Origin of the sequence: Streptomyces yokosukanensis (genome assembly GCF_001514035.1) — a bacterium.
GTDB classification, from domain to species: domain Bacteria; phylum Actinomycetota; class Actinomycetes; order Streptomycetales; family Streptomycetaceae; genus Streptomyces; species Streptomyces yokosukanensis.
In genome coordinates this window covers 17872-38511 of sequence record NZ_KQ948224.1, presented here as the reverse complement: position 1 = coordinate 38511, position 20640 = coordinate 17872, and the positions used below count along the sequence as shown (strand labels likewise).

21 protein-coding genes are annotated in these 20640 nt (G+C 72.7%); 8 read left to right on the top strand and 13 right to left on the bottom strand.

Features of this window, described 5'->3' with window-relative positions; genetic code table 11:
* The first annotated feature begins 98 nt into the window (after positions 1-98).
* Positions 99-1502, top strand: a complete 1404-nt coding sequence (gad, locus tag AQI95_RS35265; protein ID WP_067133738.1) for a glutamate decarboxylase — start codon at positions 99-101, stop codon at positions 1500-1502.
* A 117-nt stretch (positions 1503-1619) separates the two neighbouring features.
* Positions 1620-2591, top strand: coding sequence for an urea transporter (locus tag AQI95_RS35260; RefSeq protein WP_067133735.1), 972 nt, complete (start codon positions 1620-1622; stop codon positions 2589-2591).
* Positions 2592-2609: 18 nt separating this feature from the next.
* Here the strand turns inward: AQI95_RS35260 and AQI95_RS35255 are convergent, their stop codons facing one another.
* Entirely contained in the window at positions 2610-2855 is a 246-nt protein-coding gene (locus tag AQI95_RS35255) for a Smr/MutS family protein (protein WP_067133732.1), read from the bottom strand.
* A 194-nt stretch (positions 2856-3049) separates the two neighbouring features.
* On the opposite strand from AQI95_RS35255, the gene AQI95_RS35250 reads away from it, so the two are divergent.
* Positions 3050-3598: a pyridoxamine 5'-phosphate oxidase family protein gene (locus tag AQI95_RS35250; protein WP_067133728.1), complete on the top strand. Its 549-nt coding sequence runs from the start codon at positions 3050-3052 to the stop codon at positions 3596-3598.
* Between the two features lie 36 nt (positions 3599-3634).
* Here the strand turns inward: AQI95_RS35250 and AQI95_RS35245 are convergent, their stop codons facing one another.
* Positions 3635-4612: an AsnC family transcriptional regulator gene (locus AQI95_RS35245; protein ID WP_208614341.1), complete on the bottom strand. Its 978-nt coding sequence runs from the start codon at positions 4610-4612 to the stop codon at positions 3635-3637.
* Positions 4613-4726: 114 nt separating this feature from the next.
* Here AQI95_RS35245 and AQI95_RS35240 point away from each other — a divergent pair, with 114 nt between their 5' ends.
* Positions 4727-6205 carry a carboxylesterase/lipase family protein gene (locus AQI95_RS35240; protein WP_067133724.1) on the top strand — a complete coding sequence of 493 codons (1479 nt, stop codon included), beginning with the start codon at positions 4727-4729 and terminating at the stop codon, positions 6203-6205.
* A gap of 33 nt (positions 6206-6238) precedes the next feature.
* Here the strand turns inward: AQI95_RS35240 and AQI95_RS35235 are convergent, their stop codons facing one another.
* Positions 6239-7321, bottom strand: coding sequence for an Lrp/AsnC family transcriptional regulator (locus AQI95_RS35235; RefSeq protein WP_067133721.1), 1083 nt, complete (start codon positions 7319-7321; stop codon positions 6239-6241).
* A gap of 116 nt (positions 7322-7437) precedes the next feature.
* Here AQI95_RS35235 and AQI95_RS35230 point away from each other — a divergent pair, with 116 nt between their 5' ends.
* A complete protein-coding gene (locus AQI95_RS35230) occupies positions 7438-8604 on the top strand; it encodes a lactate 2-monooxygenase (protein WP_067133718.1) in 1167 nt (388 codons plus the stop codon).
* A gap of 36 nt (positions 8605-8640) precedes the next feature.
* On the opposite strand, the gene kynU is transcribed toward AQI95_RS35230, so the two are convergent.
* The 9 genes from kynU to paaA form a co-directional block, all read right to left on the bottom strand.
* Entirely contained in the window at positions 8641-9894 is a 1254-nt protein-coding gene (gene kynU, locus AQI95_RS35225) for a kynureninase (protein ID WP_067133715.1), read from the bottom strand.
* Positions 9891-10763 (bottom strand): alpha/beta hydrolase family protein, encoded by an 873-nt coding sequence (locus AQI95_RS35220; protein WP_067133712.1) that lies wholly within the window; start codon positions 10761-10763, stop codon positions 9891-9893. The genes kynU and AQI95_RS35220 overlap by 4 nt, the downstream gene beginning before the upstream one ends.
* A complete protein-coding gene (locus tag AQI95_RS35215; RefSeq protein ID WP_067133709.1) occupies positions 10753-11601 on the bottom strand; it encodes a tryptophan 2,3-dioxygenase in 849 nt (282 codons plus the stop codon). Before AQI95_RS35215 ends, AQI95_RS35220 begins: the two co-directional genes overlap by 11 nt.
* A 74-nt stretch (positions 11602-11675) precedes the next feature.
* Positions 11676-12452 carry an SDR family oxidoreductase gene (locus AQI95_RS35210; RefSeq protein ID WP_067133707.1) on the bottom strand — a complete coding sequence of 259 codons (777 nt, stop codon included), beginning with the start codon at positions 12450-12452 and terminating at the stop codon, positions 11676-11678.
* Positions 12453-12510: 58 nt separating this feature from the next.
* Positions 12511-13710 (bottom strand): 2Fe-2S iron-sulfur cluster-binding protein, encoded by a 1200-nt coding sequence (locus AQI95_RS35205; RefSeq protein ID WP_244188945.1) that lies wholly within the window; start codon positions 13708-13710, stop codon positions 12511-12513.
* An 8-nt stretch (positions 13711-13718) separates the two neighbouring features.
* Positions 13719-14252, bottom strand: a complete 534-nt coding sequence (gene paaD, locus AQI95_RS35200) for a 1,2-phenylacetyl-CoA epoxidase subunit PaaD (RefSeq protein ID WP_167361981.1) — start codon at positions 14250-14252, stop codon at positions 13719-13721.
* The gene (gene paaC, locus AQI95_RS35195; protein ID WP_067133704.1) at positions 14249-15049 is read right to left on the bottom strand and encodes a 1,2-phenylacetyl-CoA epoxidase subunit PaaC; all 801 of its coding nucleotides are present in this window, start codon (positions 15047-15049) and stop codon (positions 14249-14251) included. The genes paaD and paaC overlap by 4 nt, the downstream gene beginning before the upstream one ends.
* The gene (paaB, locus tag AQI95_RS35190) at positions 15033-15344 is read right to left on the bottom strand and encodes a 1,2-phenylacetyl-CoA epoxidase subunit PaaB (protein WP_067134062.1); all 312 of its coding nucleotides are present in this window, start codon (positions 15342-15344) and stop codon (positions 15033-15035) included. Before paaB ends, paaC begins: the two co-directional genes overlap by 17 nt.
* A 20-nt stretch (positions 15345-15364) precedes the next feature.
* The gene (paaA, locus tag AQI95_RS35185; RefSeq protein WP_067133701.1) at positions 15365-16453 is read right to left on the bottom strand and encodes a 1,2-phenylacetyl-CoA epoxidase subunit PaaA; all 1089 of its coding nucleotides are present in this window, start codon (positions 16451-16453) and stop codon (positions 15365-15367) included.
* A 352-nt stretch (positions 16454-16805) separates the two neighbouring features.
* Here paaA and AQI95_RS35180 point away from each other — a divergent pair, with 352 nt between their 5' ends.
* Genes AQI95_RS35180 through AQI95_RS35170 form a run of 3 tightly spaced genes read left to right on the top strand, consistent with a single transcriptional unit; the run spans position 16806 to position 19331 of the window.
* Complete coding sequence (locus tag AQI95_RS35180) at positions 16806-17060, top strand: acyl carrier protein (RefSeq protein WP_067133699.1); 255 nt, start codon at positions 16806-16808, stop codon at positions 17058-17060.
* The gene (locus AQI95_RS35175; protein WP_067133696.1) at positions 17060-18538 is read left to right on the top strand and encodes a class I adenylate-forming enzyme family protein; all 1479 of its coding nucleotides are present in this window, start codon (positions 17060-17062) and stop codon (positions 18536-18538) included. Before AQI95_RS35180 ends, AQI95_RS35175 begins: the two co-directional genes overlap by 1 nt.
* Before the next feature lie 16 nt (positions 18539-18554).
* The gene (locus AQI95_RS35170; protein ID WP_079071746.1) at positions 18555-19331 is read left to right on the top strand and encodes a 4'-phosphopantetheinyl transferase family protein; all 777 of its coding nucleotides are present in this window, start codon (positions 18555-18557) and stop codon (positions 19329-19331) included.
* A 72-nt stretch (positions 19332-19403) separates the two neighbouring features.
* On the opposite strand, the gene ccrA is transcribed toward AQI95_RS35170, so the two are convergent.
* A complete protein-coding gene (gene ccrA, locus AQI95_RS35165; RefSeq protein WP_067134059.1) occupies positions 19404-20633 on the bottom strand; it encodes a crotonyl-CoA carboxylase/reductase in 1230 nt (409 codons plus the stop codon).
* Between the last annotated feature and the right edge of the window lie 7 nt (positions 20634-20640).

The window sequence follows — 20640 nt, the reverse complement described above, 5'->3', positions numbered from 1 at the left end:
TGGATCGGTGTAATGGGCACAGCCGCCGGGCCTCGGGAGGATCTAGCGTCCGAGATGTACGTGGGTCGCACACGGACCAGAAAGGCATCCCCGCTCCCATGGCCATCCCGCATATCGACGTCATGCCGGAAACAGAGCACGACGCCCCGATCGCATCCTCACACCCCCTCCGACAGACCGACGACGACCTCCTCCTGCCGGCCGGCGAACTGCCCCGCTCGGCATCCTGCCCCGATGCCGTCAGCCGTCGCGTGCGCGACGAGCTGATGCTCGACGGCAACGCACGGCTCAACCTCGCCACCTTCGTGACGACGTGGATGGAACCCCAGGCACGGCAGCTCATGGCCGAGACCGCCGAGAAGAACCTCGCGGACCGCGCCGAGTACCCGCAGATCGCCGCGATGGAGGAGCGCTGCGTGCGGATGCTGGCCGGGCTCTGGCGCGCGCCGTATCCGGAACAGGTGCGCGGCTGCTCCACCACCGGGTCGAGCGAGGCGGCCATGCTCGCCGGCCTCGCGCTCAAGCGCCGCTGGCAGGCCCGCCGCCGCGCACAGGGCAAGGACACCGGACACCCGAACCTGGTCATGGGCGCGAACGTCCAGGTGTGCTGGAAGAAGTTCGCCAACTACTTCGAGGTGGAACCCCGTTACGTCCCCATGGAACCGGGCCGCTACCACCTCACCGCCGACACGCTGACCGCCTACTGCGACGACAACACCATCGGCGTCGTGGCCGTCCTCGGGTCCACCCTCGACGGCTCCTACGATCCCGTCGCGGACATCTGCATGGCGCTGGACGGGTACCAGGCCGCCACCGGAACCGACATCCCCGTGCATGTCGACGGCGCTTCCGGCGCCCTGGTGGCTCCCTTCCTCGACCCCGGTCTCATGTGGGACTTCCAGCTCGAACGCGTCGCGTCCATCAACGCCTCGGGGCACAAGTACGGCCATGTCTTCCCCGGCCTGGGCTGGGCCCTGTGGCGCAACGCCGAAGCCCTCCCCGACGACCTGGTCTTCGAGGTCGACTACCTCGGCGGCCGGTCCCCCACCTTCACCCTCAACTTCTCCCGTCCCGGCGCCCACGTCGTCGCCCAGTACTACAACTTCCTGCGCTACGGATTCGAAGGGCTCAGGGAGCTGGCGGTCCAGTGCCGTACGACGGCCCGCACGCTCGCCGCACAGATCCGCGGCATGCCGCCGTACGAGCTGATCACGGACGGCTCCGAGCTGCCCGCCTTCGCGTTCCGTCTCGCCGCCGGCACACCGGACTTCACGGTCTTCGACGTGTCCCACGCGATGCGCGAACGGAGCTGGCACCTGCCCGCCTACTCCTTCCCCGCACCGTGTCAGGACGTCTCCGTCCTGCGCCTGGTCGTACGCACCGGCTTCACCACCGACCTCGCGCGGCTCTTCCTCTCCGACCTCGCCCAGGTCACCGGGCAACTGCGCACCCGCGCTCCTCGGGTCCTGCCGCCCTTTCTCCACCCCTCCCCGGCGACCTGAGCCCAGCTCCCGGCAACGCCCGGCCGACCCGCTCTCACCCGTCGGCGCACACCCTCACCAGATCCCGCATCGCGGAAATATAATGCCGCGAAGTGAAAGATTTACTGGGGGGTGGGTATGCGAGGGGGTCTCGCGTTCGGGGTGCGTGTGCTGCGCGGTCTCGCCCAGGTCATGCTGCTGGACGATGCCCGTGCGGGCGCCGTCTTCGGCCTCGCGCTGCTCGCGGCCGACTGGCGGTACGGCGTCTACGCACTGGGCGGCGCCGCACTCGGGACCGGCGCCGCATCCGTGCTGGGCGTGGCCCGTGGCCGGATCCGGACGGGGCTGGAGGGCTTCAACTCCTGTCTGACGGCGCTCGGCTTCGCCGTGTTCCTCGACGCGAGCAGGCCGGCCACGATGCTGCTCGCCGTCGCGGCCTGCCTGGTGGTCACCGTCGTCACGGCGACGGTGGTGCGGCTGCTGCAGGTGTGGGAGCTGCCGACGCTGACGCTGCCCTACTGCGTGCTGGCCTGCGCCGTCCTCGTCGCCGCGCCCGCGTTCCGACGGATCCGGCCACCCGGCCCGAGCATCGCCGCGCTGCCCCGCGTGGCCTCCGGACCCACGGTTCTGCGACCGCAGGACGTGGGGGGAGCGTTCTTCCGCAACCTGTCGCAGGTCTTCTTCCTGGACGAGTGGTACGCGGGGGCCCTCCTGCTCGTGGGGCTCTTCCTGGCCAGCAGGGTGGCGGGGTGGATGGCCTGTTCCGGCAGCGCGACCGGCATAGTGACGGCGTGGGCGCTCGAGGCGCCCGCAGCACGGATCGCCGACGGCACGATGGGGTACAACGCGGTGCTCGTCGCGCTGGCCCTGTGCGGGGTGTTCCTGTCCGCCACCCCGGCGACGCTGACGTACGCGCTGCTCGGCGCCGCCACCGCGACCGCTCTCACACCGGCCGCAGCCGCCCTGCTCTCCCCCTCCGGTGGCCGCCCCCTCACCTGGCCGTTCGTGCTGACGACCCTGGCCTTCCTGGCCGCCGCCCGCGCCTTCCCCCGCATCACCGGCGCCCGGACACCCGCCGCACCCCGGCCCGGCCCGCCGGCCCCCACCTAGGGCCTGTTCCGTTCGTGGTCACTGGAAGTAGACGAGAATGCGTCCGGTGTTGCCCGAGTCGACCTCGCGCCGGACGTACAGCCTTCTGATGTGCTTCTGGTCCAGGAACGCGAGGACCCGGGCCTTCAGTCGCCCCGAGCCCTTGCCCGGAATGATCTCCACGACGGGTTCGCCCGCGTGGTTGGCCCTGAAGAGGAACTGACGCAGCGCCAGTTCGATGTCGCGGTTGTTCCGGAAGATCGGGTGGAGATCGAGCGACATCATGCGGAGCCTCCCAGGGACCGTTTCGAGGATCACGGCGGGCTTCAGTGTCACACGGGGGACGCCTGCCCCGACGTGCCAGGTTTCGCGAGGGCTGGGCCGGGCGGCTCGGGCCCGACGCCACCCGAACGGACGCCTGCGACGAGTTCGCCGCGGTCCGCCGGTCGTTAATGAGGGAGGAGAGGAGGGTGACGCACATGCCCGCACAGCACCCAAGGACCGAGCTGGACACCCGCTACAGTTCCGCGCTCAACCCCCGCCCCGGCGCCCAGGAGGTCACCGCGACGGAGTGGGAGCACGCACGACGGCAGCTCGAAACCGCCGAGATCTTCTGGCTGTCCACGGTCCGCTCCGACGGCCGGATGCACGTCACGCCGGTGATCGCCGCCTGGCACGACGACGTGCTGTACTTCTCCACCGGACCGAACGAGCAGAAGGCGAAGAACCTGGCGCACCAGGCGCACTGCGCGCTGACCACCGGGCGGAACTCGCTCACCGACGGGCTCGACCTCGTGGTCGAGGGCACGGCGGCGCGGGTGACGGAACCGGCCGTCCTGGAGCAGGCCATCGCCGCCTACGAAGCCAAGTACGGGCCGCACATCACCTCGCCGGAAGGCACCTTCCACGGCATCGGGGACGCGTTCCGCAAGGGCGACGCGGCGCTCTTCGCCGTGACACCGGCGACGGCCTACGGCTTCGGCAGGAACGACGGGGTGTACAGCCACACGCGCTGGACGTTCGCATGAGTCCGTATGAGCTGAGGGCGCGCCGCCTCACCTTCCTCAGAGACTGCCCGGCCGGACGAGACCCGTCCGCTTGACGCTGGTCAGGATGGGCGTGACGTCGATGCCGGTGATGTGCGCGAGGGCCCCGACCGTGTCCGTGAGGAAGAGGTACAGCGCGTTCAGGTCGGCCGCCGCGACGGCCACGAGAAGATGGGCCGGGCCGGTGGTGGCCGCGGTGAAGCGGACCTGCGCATGTCGGCTGAGTCGCCGCCCCGTCTCTTCCAGCGCGCCGGGCGCGACGGTGATCCACAAGAACGCCTCGGCGTGTACGCCGAGAACGGCGAGGTCGATCTCGGTCGCGAGCCTGATGACATGGCCGTCGGCCAGCGCCTCCAGGCGGCGCCGGGCGGTCAGGGCGGTCGTACCGGCGCGGCGTGCCAGTTCGGTGTAGGAGGCCCGCCCGTCCTCGACCAGCGCGGCGATCAGCTGCTGGTCGACGGGGAGCGGGGAGACGGGGAGCGGCTCCGCGCCCGGGCCGGTCCGCAGACCGGTCAGCTCGGCCGGGGTCAGCAGGCCGGCGCTCCAGTCGAAGCCGGCGGGGAAGACCCGCAGAAGCACGTGGGAGGTCCAGGACCGCACCGCGGGGGTGGCCGGCAGGTCGCGCAGGAGCAGGGCGTTGCGGGCCGCCGGTCCGTCCAGGAACAGGACGGCGGAGATTTCGTCCCCGCCGCCGAGCACGTCCACCCAGACGGTGTCCGGGCGGCGAGCGAGGGTGGCGGCGATGGCGGCGATCCGGTCGGGCCGACACCTGATCCGCAGGGCGACCGGGATCAGGTCGGGGAAGGAGGCCGGATTGCGCACCGCCGTGGCCCGCAGGGTGCCGTCGTGGAAGAGCGGCGCCGCGCGGCGTACGACGGTGCGCTCCGAGATGCCGAGGACGCGGCCGACCGTACGCCACGAGGCACGCGGGGCGGCCAGCATCGCGGCGGCGATCCGACTGTCGGTCTCATTGAGGCGATGACGCACTTCCTCCATATCCAGAGATCGTATGTCCTTCATTCATGCTGTGGGGCGTTCCTTCTGGCTCAGATGCGTTCATCCGGATACAACGTTCATGCTCAGACACGCCCGAGAGGAAAGGGGTGCTCCATGGTGGGTGTCGAAGGCCGGCTCGTGGCCACGAGCCGGGGCAGGGTCCGGGGAGCCGTGGGCGGGGACGTGGTGTCGTTCCGGGGAATCCCCTACGCCGCCTCACCGATCGGCGCGTTGCGTTTCGCGCCGCCGCGGCGGCCGGCGGGGTGGTCCGGGGTGCGGGAGGCCGCACAGGCCGGACCGGCGGTTCCCCAGGCGGCCTCACGGCTGGAGCTGGTGATGGGGCGCCGTTCCCCGGACTGGAACGAGGACGGCTGTCTGACCGTCAACGTCTGGAGTCCGCTGCGGGCGCTGGAGGACGAGACGCCCCGTCCCGTGCTGGTCTGGTTCCACGGGGGCGGGTTCAGCAGCGGCTCCGGCGGCTGGGACTGGTACGACGGAGCCCGCCTCGCCGCGCTGGGCGACATGGTGGTGGTGACCGCCAACTACCGCCTCGGAGCGCTGGGTTACCTGTATCTGCCGGAGATCGGTGCCGAGAACCTCGGTTCCCAGGACCAGGGCGCGGTACTGCGCTGGGTGCGGGAGAACATCGCCGCGTTCGGCGGCGACCCGCGGGCCGTCACGGTCGGTGGCCAGTCGGCCGGAGCGTACTCGGCGCTGGCGCTGGCGGTCGACCCGCGGACGGCGGGACTCGTCGACCGGGTGGTCTTGCAGAGCGGTCCGTGGGGGCTGCAGCCACAGGCCCCTGACAAGGCGGCCGAGATCACCGAGGCCTACCTGCGCCTGCTCGATGTGCCGACCGGCGCGGACGCCGGAAGGGCGCTGCGCGCGCTGCCCGTCGAACGGCTGCTCGACGCCTCCGGTCGGCTGGGGGCGCAGCTCGCCCGGCCGGGCGACGCGACGCCGCCGATGTATCCGGTGCTCGGCGGCGCCGGTCTCCCCACCGACTGGCAGCGCGCGCTGGCGGACGGCGCCCTGGAAGGAAAGCCGCTGCTGCTCGGCACCACGCGGGACGAGATGACGGCGTTCTTCGCCTTCGACCCGCGTATCCGGTCCCTCACCGCCACCGGTGCGCAGGACGTCCTGAGCCACATGCTCGGCGCTCAGTCGGCACAGACGGCACAGTCGGCACAGGCCGGCGAGGTCTATCAGCGGTACGCCGCTCGGCTTCCGGAGGCCACACCGGCGCAGGTCCTCACCGACGTGGCGACAGACGCGCTGTTCCGCGAGGGCGCGCTGAAGATGGCCGACCACCATGCCGCCGGCAAGAACGCGACCTACGTCTACCGGTTCGACCGCCGTCCCGCCGAGGACGAGCACGCCCTGGGCGCCACGCACTGCTGCGAACTGCCCTTCCTCTTCCGCACTTTCGACAGCTATCGGGACAGCCCGATGCTGGGACGCCCGGGAGACGGCGAGCGGGCCCTCGGGCGTACCTTCGCCACCGCGATCGCCGAGTTCGTCACGACCGGATCGCCGAGCGACTGGCAGCCGTACGCGCCGGCGGCGCCGGCGCGCGTCCGGCACTTCGGCTGAGAGGCATGCAGCAGCGGGTGGCGCCGTACGACGCTACCCGCGCGGGCCGGAAATGCCGGTAGACGGCGAGGCAGGGCTCTCGGGTTCGGACCAGAGGTCGGGCGGGACGACACCCACCGATCGGCCGTGTGCGTCGAGGAGACGGCCCAGCAGCTTCTCGTGCCGCAGGGTGATCACCCGCTCGGCGATGTCCACTGCGGGATGCACGGCGGCGAGCCGGGTCTCGAAGCGCGGCACGTCGGCCAGTGCGTGCAGACTCGCCTGCACCACCAGGTTGTTCGGGCCGCTGACCGCCGCGCAGTTCCTCGTCTGCGGCAGGCGCATCACGGCGTGGCCGATGTCCGGCAGATCGGCCGGTGGAACCTTGGCCCAGAAGGTCACGGCGACCGGCCAGCCGCCGAGCGGGCGCGCGAAGTCGCAGCGCAGGCGCAGCAGGCCGAGTCCGACGAGCCGGTCGACGCGCCGCTTCACGGTGGAGGCGCTGGTGTCCAGGGCGGCTGCCAACGCTCGATAGGACGCTCTGCCGTCGTGAGCCAAGCGGTCGAGGATCGCCCGGTCGGCCGCAGTGGTCGGGACGGTCCGGCGCTGCCGCTCGCCCGTGGCGGGGGGTGCGGTGGTCGCGGTCAGCTGGGCGCGCTGTCCGGGGGCGAGCGCGTCGATGCGCCAGCGCCCGCCCTCAGTGAACATGTGGGTCACGATCCGGGCCCGGACCGCGCTGACGCCGGGGACGGTCGGCAGGACGTCGAGGGTGAGGCGGGACATGGCGGCCAGGTCCGCCGTGGCCACGGTCGCGAGCAGGTCGTACCCGCCGGCCGCACGCTCGATCGTGAGCAGGTGCGGACGATCGTTCAGGGCACGGACGACCTGTGGGGCGTCGCCGAGCGGGCAGTCGATCTCGACGAAGGCGACACAGACCCGCTCGAACAGACGGGGCCCCGGTGAGAGGGCCACCCAGGCCTCGCCGCGCGCGGACAGCCGGCTCCAGCGCCTGGCCACGGTGACGGGATCCACGCCCAGCGTGGCGCCCAGCACGCTCCATGAGGCGCGCGGGTGGAGCTGGAGGGCGTTGATCAGAGCCAGGTCCTGCTCGTCCAGCCATCTGACGCCATCCTGCATCACGGGCTCCTTGATGCGAGTTTCCTGCGCTTTTGGCTCATCGGCTGGATGATACTGCACCCTGCCGGAGAAGGGCTGGGCGATCGGCGGCGCCCACGGACGGAAGGGCGGAGCAGATGGGCCAGGCGTTCGGTTCCTACCAGAACGAGATCTACTTCAATGGGCTCGGCGGCGTGATGCCGCGTTTCCCGATGACCCACGCGGAACTCGAGGCCCGCGCTCGACAGGCGCTCGCGCCGTCGGTGTGGTCCTACGTCGCCGGGGGCGCCGGGGACGAGCGGACCCAGCGAGCCAACGTCGAGGCGTTCGAGCGCTGGGGGCTGATTCCCCGGATGTTCGTCGGTGCCACCGAACGCGACCTGTCCGTCGAGTTGTTCGGGACGACGCTGCCCTCGCCGGTGTTCATGGCGCCGGTCGGTGTGATCGGCCTGTGCGCGCAGGACGGACACGGCGACCTGGCCACGGCCCGCGCCGCGGCCCGCACCGGGGTGCCGATGATCGCCTCCACGCTCTCGGTGGACCCGATGGAGGAGGTCGCCGCGGAGTTCGGCGACACTCCGGGCTTCTTCCAGCTCTACACCCCCACCGACCGTGATCTGGCCGCGAGCCTGGTCGACCGTGCGCAGGCGGCGGGCTTCAAGGGGATCGTGGTCACGCTGGACACCTGGGTCACCGGTTGGCGGCCGCGCGATCTGTCGACGGGCAACTTCCCCCAACTGCGCGGTCACTGTCTGGCCAACTACACCTCGGACCCCGTCTTCCGCTCCCGTCTGCGGCGCACTCCCGAGGAGGATCCGCAGGCCGCCGTCCTCACCTGGACCCAGGTCTTCGGGAACCCGCTCACCTGGGCGGACCTTCCCTGGCTGCGCTCCCTGACCGACCTTCCGCTGATCGTCAAGGGCATCTGCCACCCCGAGGACGTCCGCCGTGCCAAGGACGGCGGCGTGGACGGCGTCTACTGCTCCAACCACGGGGGCCGGCAGGCCAACGGCGGGCTGCCCGCGCTCGACATGCTCCCCGCCGTGGTGGAGGCCGCCGACGGACTGCCGGTCCTGTTCGACTCCGGCGTCCGCAGCGGAGCCGACATCGTCAAGGCCATCGCCCTGGGCGCCACCGCCGTCGGCATCGGACGCCCCTACGCCTACGGCCTCGCCCTCGGTGGCGCCGACGGCATCGTCCACGTGCTCCGCTCGCTCCTGGCCGAAGCCGACCTGATCATGGCCGTCGACGGCTACCCCGCTCTGGAACACCTCACCCCGCAGGCCCTGCGGCCCGTCATGTGACGGACGGGCACCCACGCGCACCCGAAGGCCGCGGGATCAGGTGACCGGGCCGGTCCGGGGCGGTTCGGGATCGTAGGCCGACTCCTGCATGATCTCCTGCAAGTGGCGGGCCGCGGTGAGCAGTTGGCGGTGCGTGGTGTAGAGGGCGTTGACGCCGAAGCGGAGAAGGTCCGGGGCGCGCATGTCGATGATCACGCCTCGCTGCGCCAGGGCATGGGTCAGGCCGAGGGCGTGGGGGTGGCGCAGGGCGATGTGGCTGCCGCGACGGCTGGGGTCGGGCGGGGTCACGGATTCGATGCCGAGGGGGGTGAGGAGTTCGGTGGCGCAGCGCAGGAAGAACTCCGTCAGGGACATGCTCTTGGCGCGGACCTGGGCGAGGTCGACGTCCTCGAAGACGGTGAGCGCCGCCTCCAGGGCGAGCAGGGAGAGGATGGGCGGGGTGCCGATGCGGGCACGGGCGATGCCCGGCGCGGGGCTGTAGTCCCGGTCCGCGCCGAAGGGGTTCGCGTGACCGTTCCAGCCGGTCACGGGGGTTTCGAAGGAGGTGTGGTGGCGGTGGGCGACGTAGAGGTAGGCGGGCGCGCCCGGCCCGCCGTTGAGGAACTTGTAGCCGCAGCCGACGGCGAAGTCCACTTCCTGGGCGTCGAGGTGCAGCGGCATGGCACCGGCGGCGTGGCACAGGTCCCAGACGGCGAGCGCCCCGGCGCGGTGCGCGGCCTCGGTCGTCGCGGCCATGTCGTACAGCTCCCCGGTGCGGAAGTCGACCGGCGCGTAGCTGACCACGGCGACCTGGTCGCCCTCCTCGGCGAGGAAGGCGTCGAGATCGGGCGGGGCTATGCGGCGCACTTCCAGTCGGTCCTGGCGGCGGGCGACCGCCTCGGCCAGGTAGCGGTCCGTCGGGAAGTGGCCGGGGTCCGTGACCAGGAACCGGCGGTCGGGGCGCAGCGCGGCGGCCGCGGTGAGCGCGGTGAACAGATGCACGCTGGTGGAGTCGCCCGCCACCGTCTGGCCCGGCGCGGCTCCGACGAGGCGGCCGATGGTGTCGCCGATCCGGAGCGGCGCGTCCCACCAGCCGTTGTCGTTCCAGGAACCGATCAGGTCGGTGCCCCACTGCCGGGTGACGACGTCCGTCACGGCCGGGGGCACCGCGGCCGGCAGGGGGCCGAGGGAGTTGCCGTCGAGGTAGATGACGCCGTCCGGGAGCACGAACCGCTCCGCGAGCGGCGCCAGGGCGTCGTCGGCGTCGGCTCGCGCGGCACGTTCGTCGAGTGCGAGGGGGGCCGTCGTCACGGTCGGGTGGCCTTCCCGGAGTCGGTGTCGGTGTCGGTGTCGGCGTCGCTGCCGGGTCGCCGGGCGCCGAAGGAGGCCGACATCTCCCACAGAGTGCGGGCGACGGCGCGGGCGCCGGGCGCGCCCGGTTCGATGAGCGTGTAGTGGCCCGTCCCGGGCAGTACGACAGTGCGCAGGTCGTCGTGCACGGCCGCGTAGTCGGCGAACTGCGTGAGCGGTACCTCCTCGTCCACGGCGCCGTGCAGCAGCACCGTCGGGACGCCTGTCGTACGTGCGTCGCGCAGCAGCGTGAGCGGGTCGACGGAGGGCAGCCGTTCCTCGAACAGTGCCTCGCCGCCGAGGAGTTGGAGGGCCGCGCCGTCGCTGAGGCCGTCGCGGCGGGTGGCGGTGAGATCCGTGATCGGGGCGAGTGCCAGCACGCTGGTCGGCAGGGCACGGGTGTGCCAGGGCGAGCCGGCGGGCAGCAGCGCGCGGGCCGCGCACCACAGGGCCAGATGGCCGCCGGAGCAGTGGCCCGCCAGGACGTACGGCCGTCCCTCGGGCAGGGTGTCCACGATCCGGGCGACGTCGTCGAAGGTCTCCGGATAGCCGCCCGCGCCGCCGGACCGGCGGAAGCCGGGCAGCAGCACATCGAGGCCCTGCTGGGAGAGGTAGGCCGCGAAGGGGGTCAGATGCATGCGGTCGTAGCGCCAGTAACCGCCGTGCAGCAGGATGACCAGCGGGGCGTCGGGATCCTCGGCCGGCCAGGCGTCGTAGACCTGGTGCGGGTGGTCGCCGTAGCGGCCGTGCACCGGTGCCAGCACCGGCTTCAGGCTGAGCACCCGCTGCTCCTCCTCGGCCGCGAATGCGGAGATGACCCTAGATGTCACCGCGCACCTCCCACAGTTCGGGGAAGACCGGGCGGGCCGCGCGCTGTTCGAGCCAGGCGAGCCCCGTGGAGCCGGCGCTTCCGCTCTTGGCGCCCATGGCGCGGCGGACGACCATGACGTGGTCGTGGCGCCAGCGCTGGACGAGTTCGGCGATGTCGGTGAGCAGTTCACCGAGGGCGAGCAGCGGGTGGTGCTGCGGGCCGCGGTAGATCCGCCGCCATACGCCCACGACGCCTGGGTCGCAGCAGTAGGGGGCGGTCACGTCCCGTTCCCGGACGTGTTCGGGAACGGGCAGGCCCTGCCGGTGCAGGTAGCCCAGCACCTGGTCGTACAGGGACGGTTCGCGGTGTGTGTCGCTGAGCGCCTCGTGCACGGCGGGGTCGCCCCGGTGCATGCGGAGCATCGAGTCGGACTTGTCGCCGAGGAGGAACTCGATGTGCCGGTACATCGCCGACTGGAAGCCGGACGCGGTGCCGAAGGCCGCGCGGAATCCGTTGAACTGAGCGGGTGTCAGGGCGGCGAGCGGCCCCCAGGTCGCGTTGAGTGCGGTCAGGGCCCGCCGGCTGCGCACCAGGGCGTCCACGGCGGCGTTCAGGTCGTCCTTGGCGAAGGCCGTTGCGGCCATCCGCCACTCGTGGACGATCAGGGTGAACCACAGCTCCATCACCTGCGTCGTGACGACGAACCCCATCTCGTCGGGGGCCTCGGTGAGGGGGTGCTGCAGGCTGTTGAGGACGGACGCGTGCACATAGGCGTCGTACGGGCTGGTCCCCGCGAAGGGCTGTGTCAGGGCGTCCTCGGCGCCCTGCTGGGCGAGTGCGCACGTGCTGTCATTCATGGTGTGTGTCTCCTCGTGCGACCGGCCACCGGGGCGTCGGCCGGCGGGCGGCGCGGCGGTAGGGGCTCGGTGGCTCACACGCCGAGATGGGCGCCGCCGGACGCGTCGATCCACTGGCCGGTCACCCAGCGGGCGTCGTCGCTCGCCACGAAGGACACGACGTCGGCGATGTCCGCGGGGACACCCAGTCGTTCGAACACGGAGGCCTGCGCGTACTTCTGGCGGATCTCCGGGATGCTGAGCGTGGGGTTGATCCCCGTGTCGGTGTAGCCGGGGGCGACACTGTTGACCGTGATGCCCCGCGGGCCCAGTTCGTGTGCGAGGGCCAGGGTGAGGTACTCCAGGGCGGCCTTGGTCATGGTGTAGGCGATGATCGGCGGGAAGGCGACGCGGGTGGCCACCGAGGAGACGTTGATGATCCGGCCGCCGTCGCGCAGCCGCTCGAGTCCGCGCTGGACGATGAAGAAGGGCGCCTTGGTGTTGACGGCGAACACCCTGTCGTAGTCGGCTTCCGTCACCTCCGCGAGCCGCCGCGGGAGGGTGATGCCCGCGTTGTTGACGAGGATGTCCAGCCCGGGTTCGGCGCCCTGGCCGGCCAGGGCGCCGTCGAAGGCCGCCCACAGGGTGTCGGCGTCGCCGGGCACGCCCAGTTCGGCGTGGACGGCGAAGGCGCGCCCGCCGTCGGCCTCGATCTCCTTGACGGTGCGCTCGGCGGACTGCGCGTCGTGCCCGTAGTGGACGGCCACCAGGGCGCCGTCGCGGGCCAGACGACGGCTGACGGCCCGGCCGATGCCGCGGCTGCCTCCGGTGACCAGGGCGGTTCTGCCGTCGTGCCGCTGGGGGGTGGTCATCGTCTTCTCCTTCAGCTGGGCGTGGTGTGGCCGGGCAGGGGGCGGTGGGTGCGCCGCCTCATGCGTCGAAGTCGAGGGTGACCTCGGGGGTGAGGGGCCGGGCGCGGCAGGTGAGCGTGTAGCCGGCGGCCAGTTCGGTGGCGTCGAGGGCGTGTTGGGGCCCGGTGGTGACCTGGCCGGCGCGGACCTTGGCCCGGCAGCTGCCGCAGATGCCCTCGCGGCACGCGTAGGGCACGTCGGGATGGTCGCGGAGCAGCGAGTCGAGGAGGGCGGCGTCCTGCGGCTGCGCGGTGACGACACGGTGGCGGCCGTCGTAGAGCGCGGTGACGCGGGTGCCGTGCGGGGACGTCCTCGCCGGACGAGCCGGTGGGGGCGTCGGGTCGGGGCTGTCGCCGAGGGTGAACAGCTCCGAGCGGATGAGCGCCGGGTCGGCGCCGCGGTCCGTCAGCGCCTGCCGCACCGCGGCGACCAGGCCGCCCGGACCGCACAGGGCGAAGGTGGTGCCGGGGCCGGGAGCGGCATGGAGCGCGGCGAGCAGGCGCGGCAGGTTCGCGGCGTCGATGCGCCCGTCCACCGGGCCGTTGTCCTGGGCCTCGCGGGTGAGGACGTACAGGACGGTGAACCGGTCGACGAACGCGTCCTTCACCATGGCCAGTTCGTCGCAGAGCAGGGCGTCCACGGCCCTCGGCACGGAGTGGACCAGGGAGACGCGGCACTCCGGGTCCTCGCGCAGCGCGGTCACGGCCATGGCGGCGAGCGGGGTGATGCCGGAGCCGCCCGCGATCAGGACGTGGTGGGCGCCGGGGCGCTCCGGGAGGGCGAAGGCACCGGTGGGCGGGGAGAGTTCGAGGACGTCGCCGGGTGCGAGGCCCGTCATGGCGTAGGCGCCGAAGCCGTCGGGGGCGCCACGTTTGATCACCAGGCGCAGGGCGTCGGGTTCGTCGGGCGCGGGGCACACGGAGTAGCTGCGGCGCAGCTCCGCGCCGGCGTGGCGATGCCGTACGACGACGTGCTCGCCGGGCCGGTGGGCGAAGGCGTCGCGCAGGGCGTCGGGCACGTCCAGGGTGACGGCGACGGCGTTCTCGGACAGGTGCCGGACGGCGGCGACCGCGAGCCGGTGCCGCCCGGTGCGCCCGCCCGCCGCGGCTCGGGGCAGGGCGGTGGGCCGGGTCGTCTCGGTGGGCGCGGCCTCGTCCTGGAGTGGGGTCCCGCCGGGGGGCGGGGGCACGTCGGGGGAGGGTGTGGCGGCGGGGTTCACGCGGGGCCTCATAGCGCGGTCAGGTGGGGGAACAGCTCGTGGCAGGCCGTGCACCGCAGCATCGACTGGCAGCGGGAGGGGCCGAACGCGCTGTGCGGCCGGGTGGCCCGGGATCCGCAGTGCGGGCAGGGCACCTTGCCGAGCTGGACCAGGACCGGGCCGTCCGCCCCCGCCGGAGCGGGCGGGGCGATGCCGTGGGCGGCAAGCTCGGCCCGGCCGGCCGCCGTGATGCGGTCCGTCGTCCACGCCGGTGCCAGCACCTGGCGTACCCGACCGTCCGGGTGACCACCGGCCGCGAGCACCTCCTCGATCGCGGCCACGATGGCGGGCAGCGCCGGACAGCCCAGGTATGTGGGCATGACCTCCACTTCGAGGTTTCCGTCGGCGCCGGGCGCGACCGAGCCGATCACACCGAGGTCGCCGAGGCCGATCATCGGCAGCTCTGGATCCGGCAGGGCCTCCACCCGTGCCCTGATCTCCTGCTCCGAGAGCGCGGTGCGGCCGGGTCCGGGCCGCCTCGCCGGGGCCGTACGGCCGTTCACCAGGTGCCTCCCGGGAACTGGCGGTGCACCGACTGCAGTTCGGCGACCAAGGACGCGAACTCCTCGGAGTGCAGGCCCGCGCGCCCGCCACGGGCCTGCCAGCGCGGGGTGGGCACGGTGAGTCCGCAGCGGCCGACGACCTCGGCCGTGCGGCGCTCCCACAGCGGGCGCACCGATGCCGGTGAGGGGACCGTGCCCGCGGCGACGAGGGGGCGCAACACCTCGTCCTCGTCGAAGAGTTCGGCCGCATAGGGCCAGACTCGGACCAGGCCCCGCTGCATTCGGCGGGCGCTCTCGGGGGTGCCGAGGCCCAGCCGTTCGGTCCAGGTGTCGGCGTGCAGCCGGTGGAAGGCGACCTCCTTGGCGGCCCGTTGCCCGAACGCGGCGAGTTCGGGGTCCGCGCAGCCGCCCAGCGCCTCGTAGTACAGGGCCGCGTAGTGGGTGTAGACGAGTTGCCGGGCGACGGTCGCGGCGAAGTCGCCGTTCGGCAGCTCGGTCAGCAGCGCGTTGGTGAACTCGCGGTCGGACCGGGTGAAGGCGAGGTCGTCCTCGCTGCGCTCCGTGCCGTCGATGCGCCCGCTCAGCGTGAGCAGCGTCCGGGCGTGGCCGATGAGGTCGAGCGCGATGTTGGACAGCGCGAGGTCCTCCTCGATGTCCGGTGCCCTCGTGATCCACTGGCACAGCCGCTGTCCGAGGACGAGGGCGTCGTCGCCGAGGCGCAGCAGGTGCACGGCGAGGTGGACGTCGACACGGACGCCGCCCTCGGCACGGGGTGCCGGGTCAGTGGTCGTGGTCACCGTCGGGGCCTTTCTCGGTCAGGGGCGCGAACTGCTGGGGGTACCGGTAGGGCTTGTGCAGGGCGTTGGCGAAGTAGGGGTCGCGCTCGTCCGGGGAGGCGGTGTGCACGGAGTCGGAGCGGACCACCCACAGCGACAGCGGTTCGCCGCGGCGGGTGTACAGGTCGCGGGCCCTGAGCAGGGCCGTGTCCGCGTCGCAGGCGCGCACCGAGCCCACGTGCTGGTGCGCGAGTCCGCGCCGGGGACGCAGGAAGACCTCCCAGGAGGCGGGTGCGCCCTCTCGTTCCCGGCTCATGCGCTCCTCGGCTCCCTGGTTCATGCGCGCTCCTCCGTCCGGCCGGGACCGCTTGCGCCGGCCGCCTGGGCGACGGGCGGTTCACCGGCCTGCGCACGGGCGGCGTACGCGGCGGCGGCCTCCCGCACCCAGGCGCCCTCCTCGTGCGCCGCCAGCCGGTGGGCGATGCGCTGCCTGGCCCAGTGGGTCTCCTCGCCGAGCGCCTGCCGGTAGACGTCCCAGTCGACGGGCGTGAAGTCGTAGTGGCCGCGTTCCTCGTTCCACCGGATCGCCGGGTCGGGCAGGGTCAGCCCGAGGCGTTCGGCCTGCGGGACGCACGCGTCGACGAAGCGCCCGCGCAGCTCGTCGTTGGTGTGGCGTTTGATGCCCCAGGCCATGGCGCGGCGCGAGACCGCGGCGCCGAGTGCCGCGGTGCGGGCGTCGGCGCCACCGGCCTCGGTGTCGGGCGGCCCGAACATCAGGGCCACGGCCGGCAGCCACCAGCGGTTCACCGCGTCCTGGGCCATGGCCTTCTGCTCCGGGGTTCCCTCGCACAGGGCGCGCATCAGGTCGTAGCCCTGGCGCACATGGAAGGCCTCCTCCTGGCAGACGCGGCGCATCGCCCGTGCGTACGGCCCGTACGAGGTGCGGCACAGCGGCGCCTGGTTGATCACGGCCGCGCCGTCCGTGAGCCAGGCGATGGTGCCGGTGTCCGCCCAGGTCAGCGCGGGGTGGTTGAAGGTGGCCGAGGCGCGTTGCTGGCCCCGGTGCAGGGCGTCCAGCAGTTCGGCGCGGTCCACGCCGAGGGTCTCCGCCGCCGAGTATAGGTACAGGCCGTGTCCGGCCTCGTCCTGGACCTTGGCGATGAGCACCGACTTGCGGTGCAGGGACGGCGCCCGGGTGAGCCAGGCGCCCTCCGGCTGCATGCCGATGATCTCGGAGTGGGCGTGCTGGGCGATCTGGCGGATCATCATCCGGCGGTATCCGTCGGGCATCCAGTCACGGGGTTCGACGGCCTCCCCGGCGGCGACGAGCGCCTCGAACCGGTCGAGCGGCTCCCCCGGGCCCGACTCCTGCGGCCCCGGCTCCCCGTGCCCGGCCGCAGCGGCGCCGGCCGGCTGTGCGCTCATGCTCCGCCTCCCCGGCAGGTCTGCGCCGCCACCGGGACGCACACGCCCTCGACCGGGCCCCCTCGCCTGGGCACTGGCATCACTCCTTCGCCACCTCTTCGGCACTTCTCGGGCGTCCACGCGCCCCTGTGGCCCGGCAGGCCGGGCGCAGCGTCCATCCCGGAAAGAGGCGGGGCGGCGGGCTCGCAATCCCCCGGGCGGCGCCAAGGGTGCGTGACAAAGGTCACGAGGTGTCGCGGGGATTGCGATGCGGCGCGGCCGCCTCTTGTTCGGGTGACAGGCGACAGACGCGACGCGCGGCGGCTGACGCGACCCGCTCGGCGGTCGGCTCACCGCGGCGAAAGGGGAATCCATGAGCACCATCAGGGAGTTGCTGGTCGAACTCACCGGCACGCAGGAGTTCGCCGACAGCGAGCGGGTCGGTGACGACGTCGACCTCGCCGCGAGCGGCATCGACTCCGGGGACCTGGTGCGTCTCGTTCTGCTGGTCGAGCAGCGGGCCGGTGTGGAGATCACCGCCGAGGACATGGAGACGCTGCGCACGATCGCCGACTACGAGCGTTTCGTGGCCGCGCGCGCCGCGGCCGGTGCCGGCGGCGATGCGTGATGTGGCTGACGCAGCTGCTGGAACGCAATCGTCAGTGCTACCCCGAGCGGACGGCCCTGGTCGACGAGCAGCGCGCGGTCAGCTGGTCGGAGTTGGCCGACCGCACGCTCGAACTGGCCCACGGTCTGACCGAGTTGGGTATCGAGCGCGGTGATCGGGTCGCCGTCCTGTCCAAGGACCGCGTCGAGGTCCTGGAGAGCTACTTCGCGCTGGCCCGGCTGGGCGCGCTGTTCGTCCCGCTGAACCACAGCCTGGCCGTGCCCGAGGTGGCGGACATCATCGAACGGGTCGGCGCGGTGGCCGTGCTCGGCGAGTCGGAGCTGCTCGACCGGCACCCCGAGCTTCCGGCGTCGGTGCGGATCAGGGTGGCGCTCGACAAGCCCGTGTTCGAGGCGCTGGGCACGGTGGCCGCCCAGGGCGCGCTGCCGGCCGTGGCGGACACCGATCCGGTCGCCGTGCTGCACACCTCGGCGACCACGGGGCGGGCCAAGGGCGTCACCGTCGACAGCGCCTCGTTCCGCGCCATCGCCCTGGGCTGGCTCGTCCTGGCCCGGCCCACCGACGACATCGTCATGGTCAACTGCTGCCCGCTGTACCACGGCAGCATGGTGGTGTCGCTCACCTACATGGCCGCGGGCGCCACCGTCGTGCTCATGCCGGGCTTCACCCCGCAGCGGGCGCTGGCCGCGGTGGAGCGGCACCGCGCGACGCACATGTGGATGGTCCCGCAGATGCTCCGCTTCATGCTGCAGGCCAAGGGCGCGGACCGGACCGACCTGTCGACGCTCCGGGAGATCCTCTACGGCGCCGCGCCCATGCCGCTCGACGTCTACGACGAGGCGGTCCGGCGGCTCGGCTGCGGCTTCCGGCAGGTCTACGGCATGACCGAGGTGGGCGGGCCCTTCGTCACCCTCGGCCCCGACGAGCACCCCGCCCCCGGGGACGTCACCGCGCGCATCCCCTGCGGACGCGTCGTGCCCGGCATGTCCGCCCGCGCGGTCGACCCGGCCGGCGGGGAGCGGCCCCGCGGTGAGATCGGCGAGATCGTCGTACGCGGGCCCGGCGTCATGCGGGGCTACTGGAACGACCCCGAGGCCACTCGCGAGATCGACCTCGACGGGTGGATCCGCACGGGTGACCTGGGGTTCGTGGACGAGGCCGGCCGTATCCACCTCGTGGACCGCACCAAGGACGTCATCATCCGGGCCGGTCAGAACGTCTACCCCTCGGAGATCGAGCGTGCCCTGATGTCGCACCCCGCGGTGCGGGACGTGGCGGTCGTCGGCATGCCCGACGAGGACTACGGCGAGGTGCCGCTGGCGTACGTGGTGGCCGAGCCGGACACCGGGGCGGTGGAGCTGCTCGGGCATGTCTCACAGCTGCTGGCGCCCTACAAGCGCCCGCGGCGGGTCCAGTTCGTCGAGCAGGTGCCTCGCAACCCCGCAGGGAAGATCATCAAGAAGCTGTTGCGGGCCTGACGGCGTGCCCCACGCGATGCACCCGACTGCTCCGACCGGCGCGCCCGTTCAGACGGCTCCGACCGTCCAGGCGGCTCCGACCGGCAGCGAGCAGCCCGGCCGCCGCTGCACCGAGGTGGCCGGGCTCGGGGCGTTCGTCGCCGCCCGACTACGCCTGCTGGAGCGGGAGTTGACGGTCGCCGGGCTCGGCGCGGGCCTCGCCGTCCACGACGAACCGCGCCTCGCGCCCGCCGGGCCCGGCGAGGCGGACGCGGTCGCGTCGATGCCGTGGCAGCGCCGTCTGGAGTTCCTGGCCGGCCGGCTCGCCGCGCGTCGCGCGCTGGGTGCCGTGGGGCTGGACTGCGGGGAGATACCGCGTGCCGGCCGGCTGCCGGTGTTCCCGCCCGGGCGGGCCGCGTCGATCTCGCACAGTTCGGGCGTCGCGGTCGCCGTGGCCCGTGCGCCGGGCCGCGACACCCCGCTCGGCTGCGATCTGGAACTGCGTCCGCTGCCCGCCGCCGCGGCCCGGCTGGTACTGCGCGAGGACGAGGAGGAACTGCTGCGCGGCACCGGACCGAAGGCCGTGCCGTGGTCGGTGACGTCGCTGTTCTCCGCGAAGGAGGCCGCGTGGAAGGCCCTGCACGGCAGCGGGGCCGCAGACGGGCTGAGCGGTCTGCGCGATCTGCGGGCGGCACGGCACCCGAACGGGCTGCGGGTCGAGGCACGCAGCGCCGCGGCACCCGCCCTGCGCGTCCGGGTGATCGAGGCCGGGCCCGGCTTCTTCAGTACGGTCCTCGGCTGGGCCGACGGCTGACCCCGTGGCCGCGCCGCACCACGTGCACCGGGGCCGGCGGCACCAGCCGCCGGCCCCGTGGCCACTCGCCCGCTACGCGGACGCGTTGACCAGCACCGCCATGTTTCCCGCCGGATGACGGTTGTCATGGATCAGCTGGTGCGCCAGGCCGATCTCCTCGAAGGAGAACGTCCGGGACAGACACGGGTCGACCACGCCCTGGTCGATCAGCCGGGTCACCTCGCGGGCCTCGCGGGCGCTCGCCACGTGCGAGCCCTGCAGCCGCTTCTGCCGCATCCACAAAAAGCGCAGGTCCACATCGCCGTTGTAGCCGGTGGTGCCCCCGCAGATGACGACCATGCCCGCGTTGTCGCACAGGTAGATGGAGGTGGGGATGGTGTCGGCTCCCGAGTGTTCCAGCACGATGCGCGGGCTGCGGCGCTCGCCGAGCACCTCCCAGAACCGCCGCCCGAAGGCGCGGGCCCCGGACAGCCAGCGGCTCATCGCCTCCTCGTCCGACGTGTCCGGCATCCGGCCCCAGTGGTCGAACTCCCGGCGGTCGATCCATCCCTTGGCGCCGAGCTTCACACAGAACTCACCGCGTTCCTCGCTGGAGACGACCGCGACCGGGATGCCGCCGACGTGCCGGACGAGCTGGATGGCGATGCTGCCGAGGCCGCCGGCGCCGCCCCAGACCAGCACCGGGTCGCCGGGCCGGACGGTGTGCGGATCCCAGCCGAACAGCTGGCGGTAGGCGGTGGCCGCCGTCGCCATGTAGCAGGAGGCCGCCGCCCAGGACAGCCGCTTCGGCTTCGGGTGGCACATGTAGTCGTCGACGACGGCGAACTGGGCGAAGGAGCCGTAGTTCTCCTCGTACCCCCACACCCGCTGGGTGGCGGAGGCGGCCGGGTCGCCGCCGAGGCGGATGTCCTCGGCCGACTCGTCCCAGCGGCTGGCGAGCACGACGACCTCGTCGCCGAGCCGTACGCCCCGCACGTCCTCGCCGACGGCCCAGACGACACCGGACAGGTCGGAGCCGCCGATGTGGAAGTCCTCGGTGGCGCCGGCCTTCTGACGGGCGGCGATCACGTCGAGCGGGTGTCCCAGCGCCGCCCAGACGTTGTTGTAGTTGACGCCGGCCGCCATCACCTTGACGAGCACCTGCCCGCGCCGCACCGGCGGCACGTCGACGACCTCGGTGCGGAAGGCGTCGACAGGCTGCCCGTAGCGTTCTTGGCGGATCAGCGAGGCGTACATCTTCTTGGGTACGGTGCCGAGTTCGGGCGCGTCACCGAGTTCGTAGAGGTCCTGGGTCGCGGTCACGGTCGCG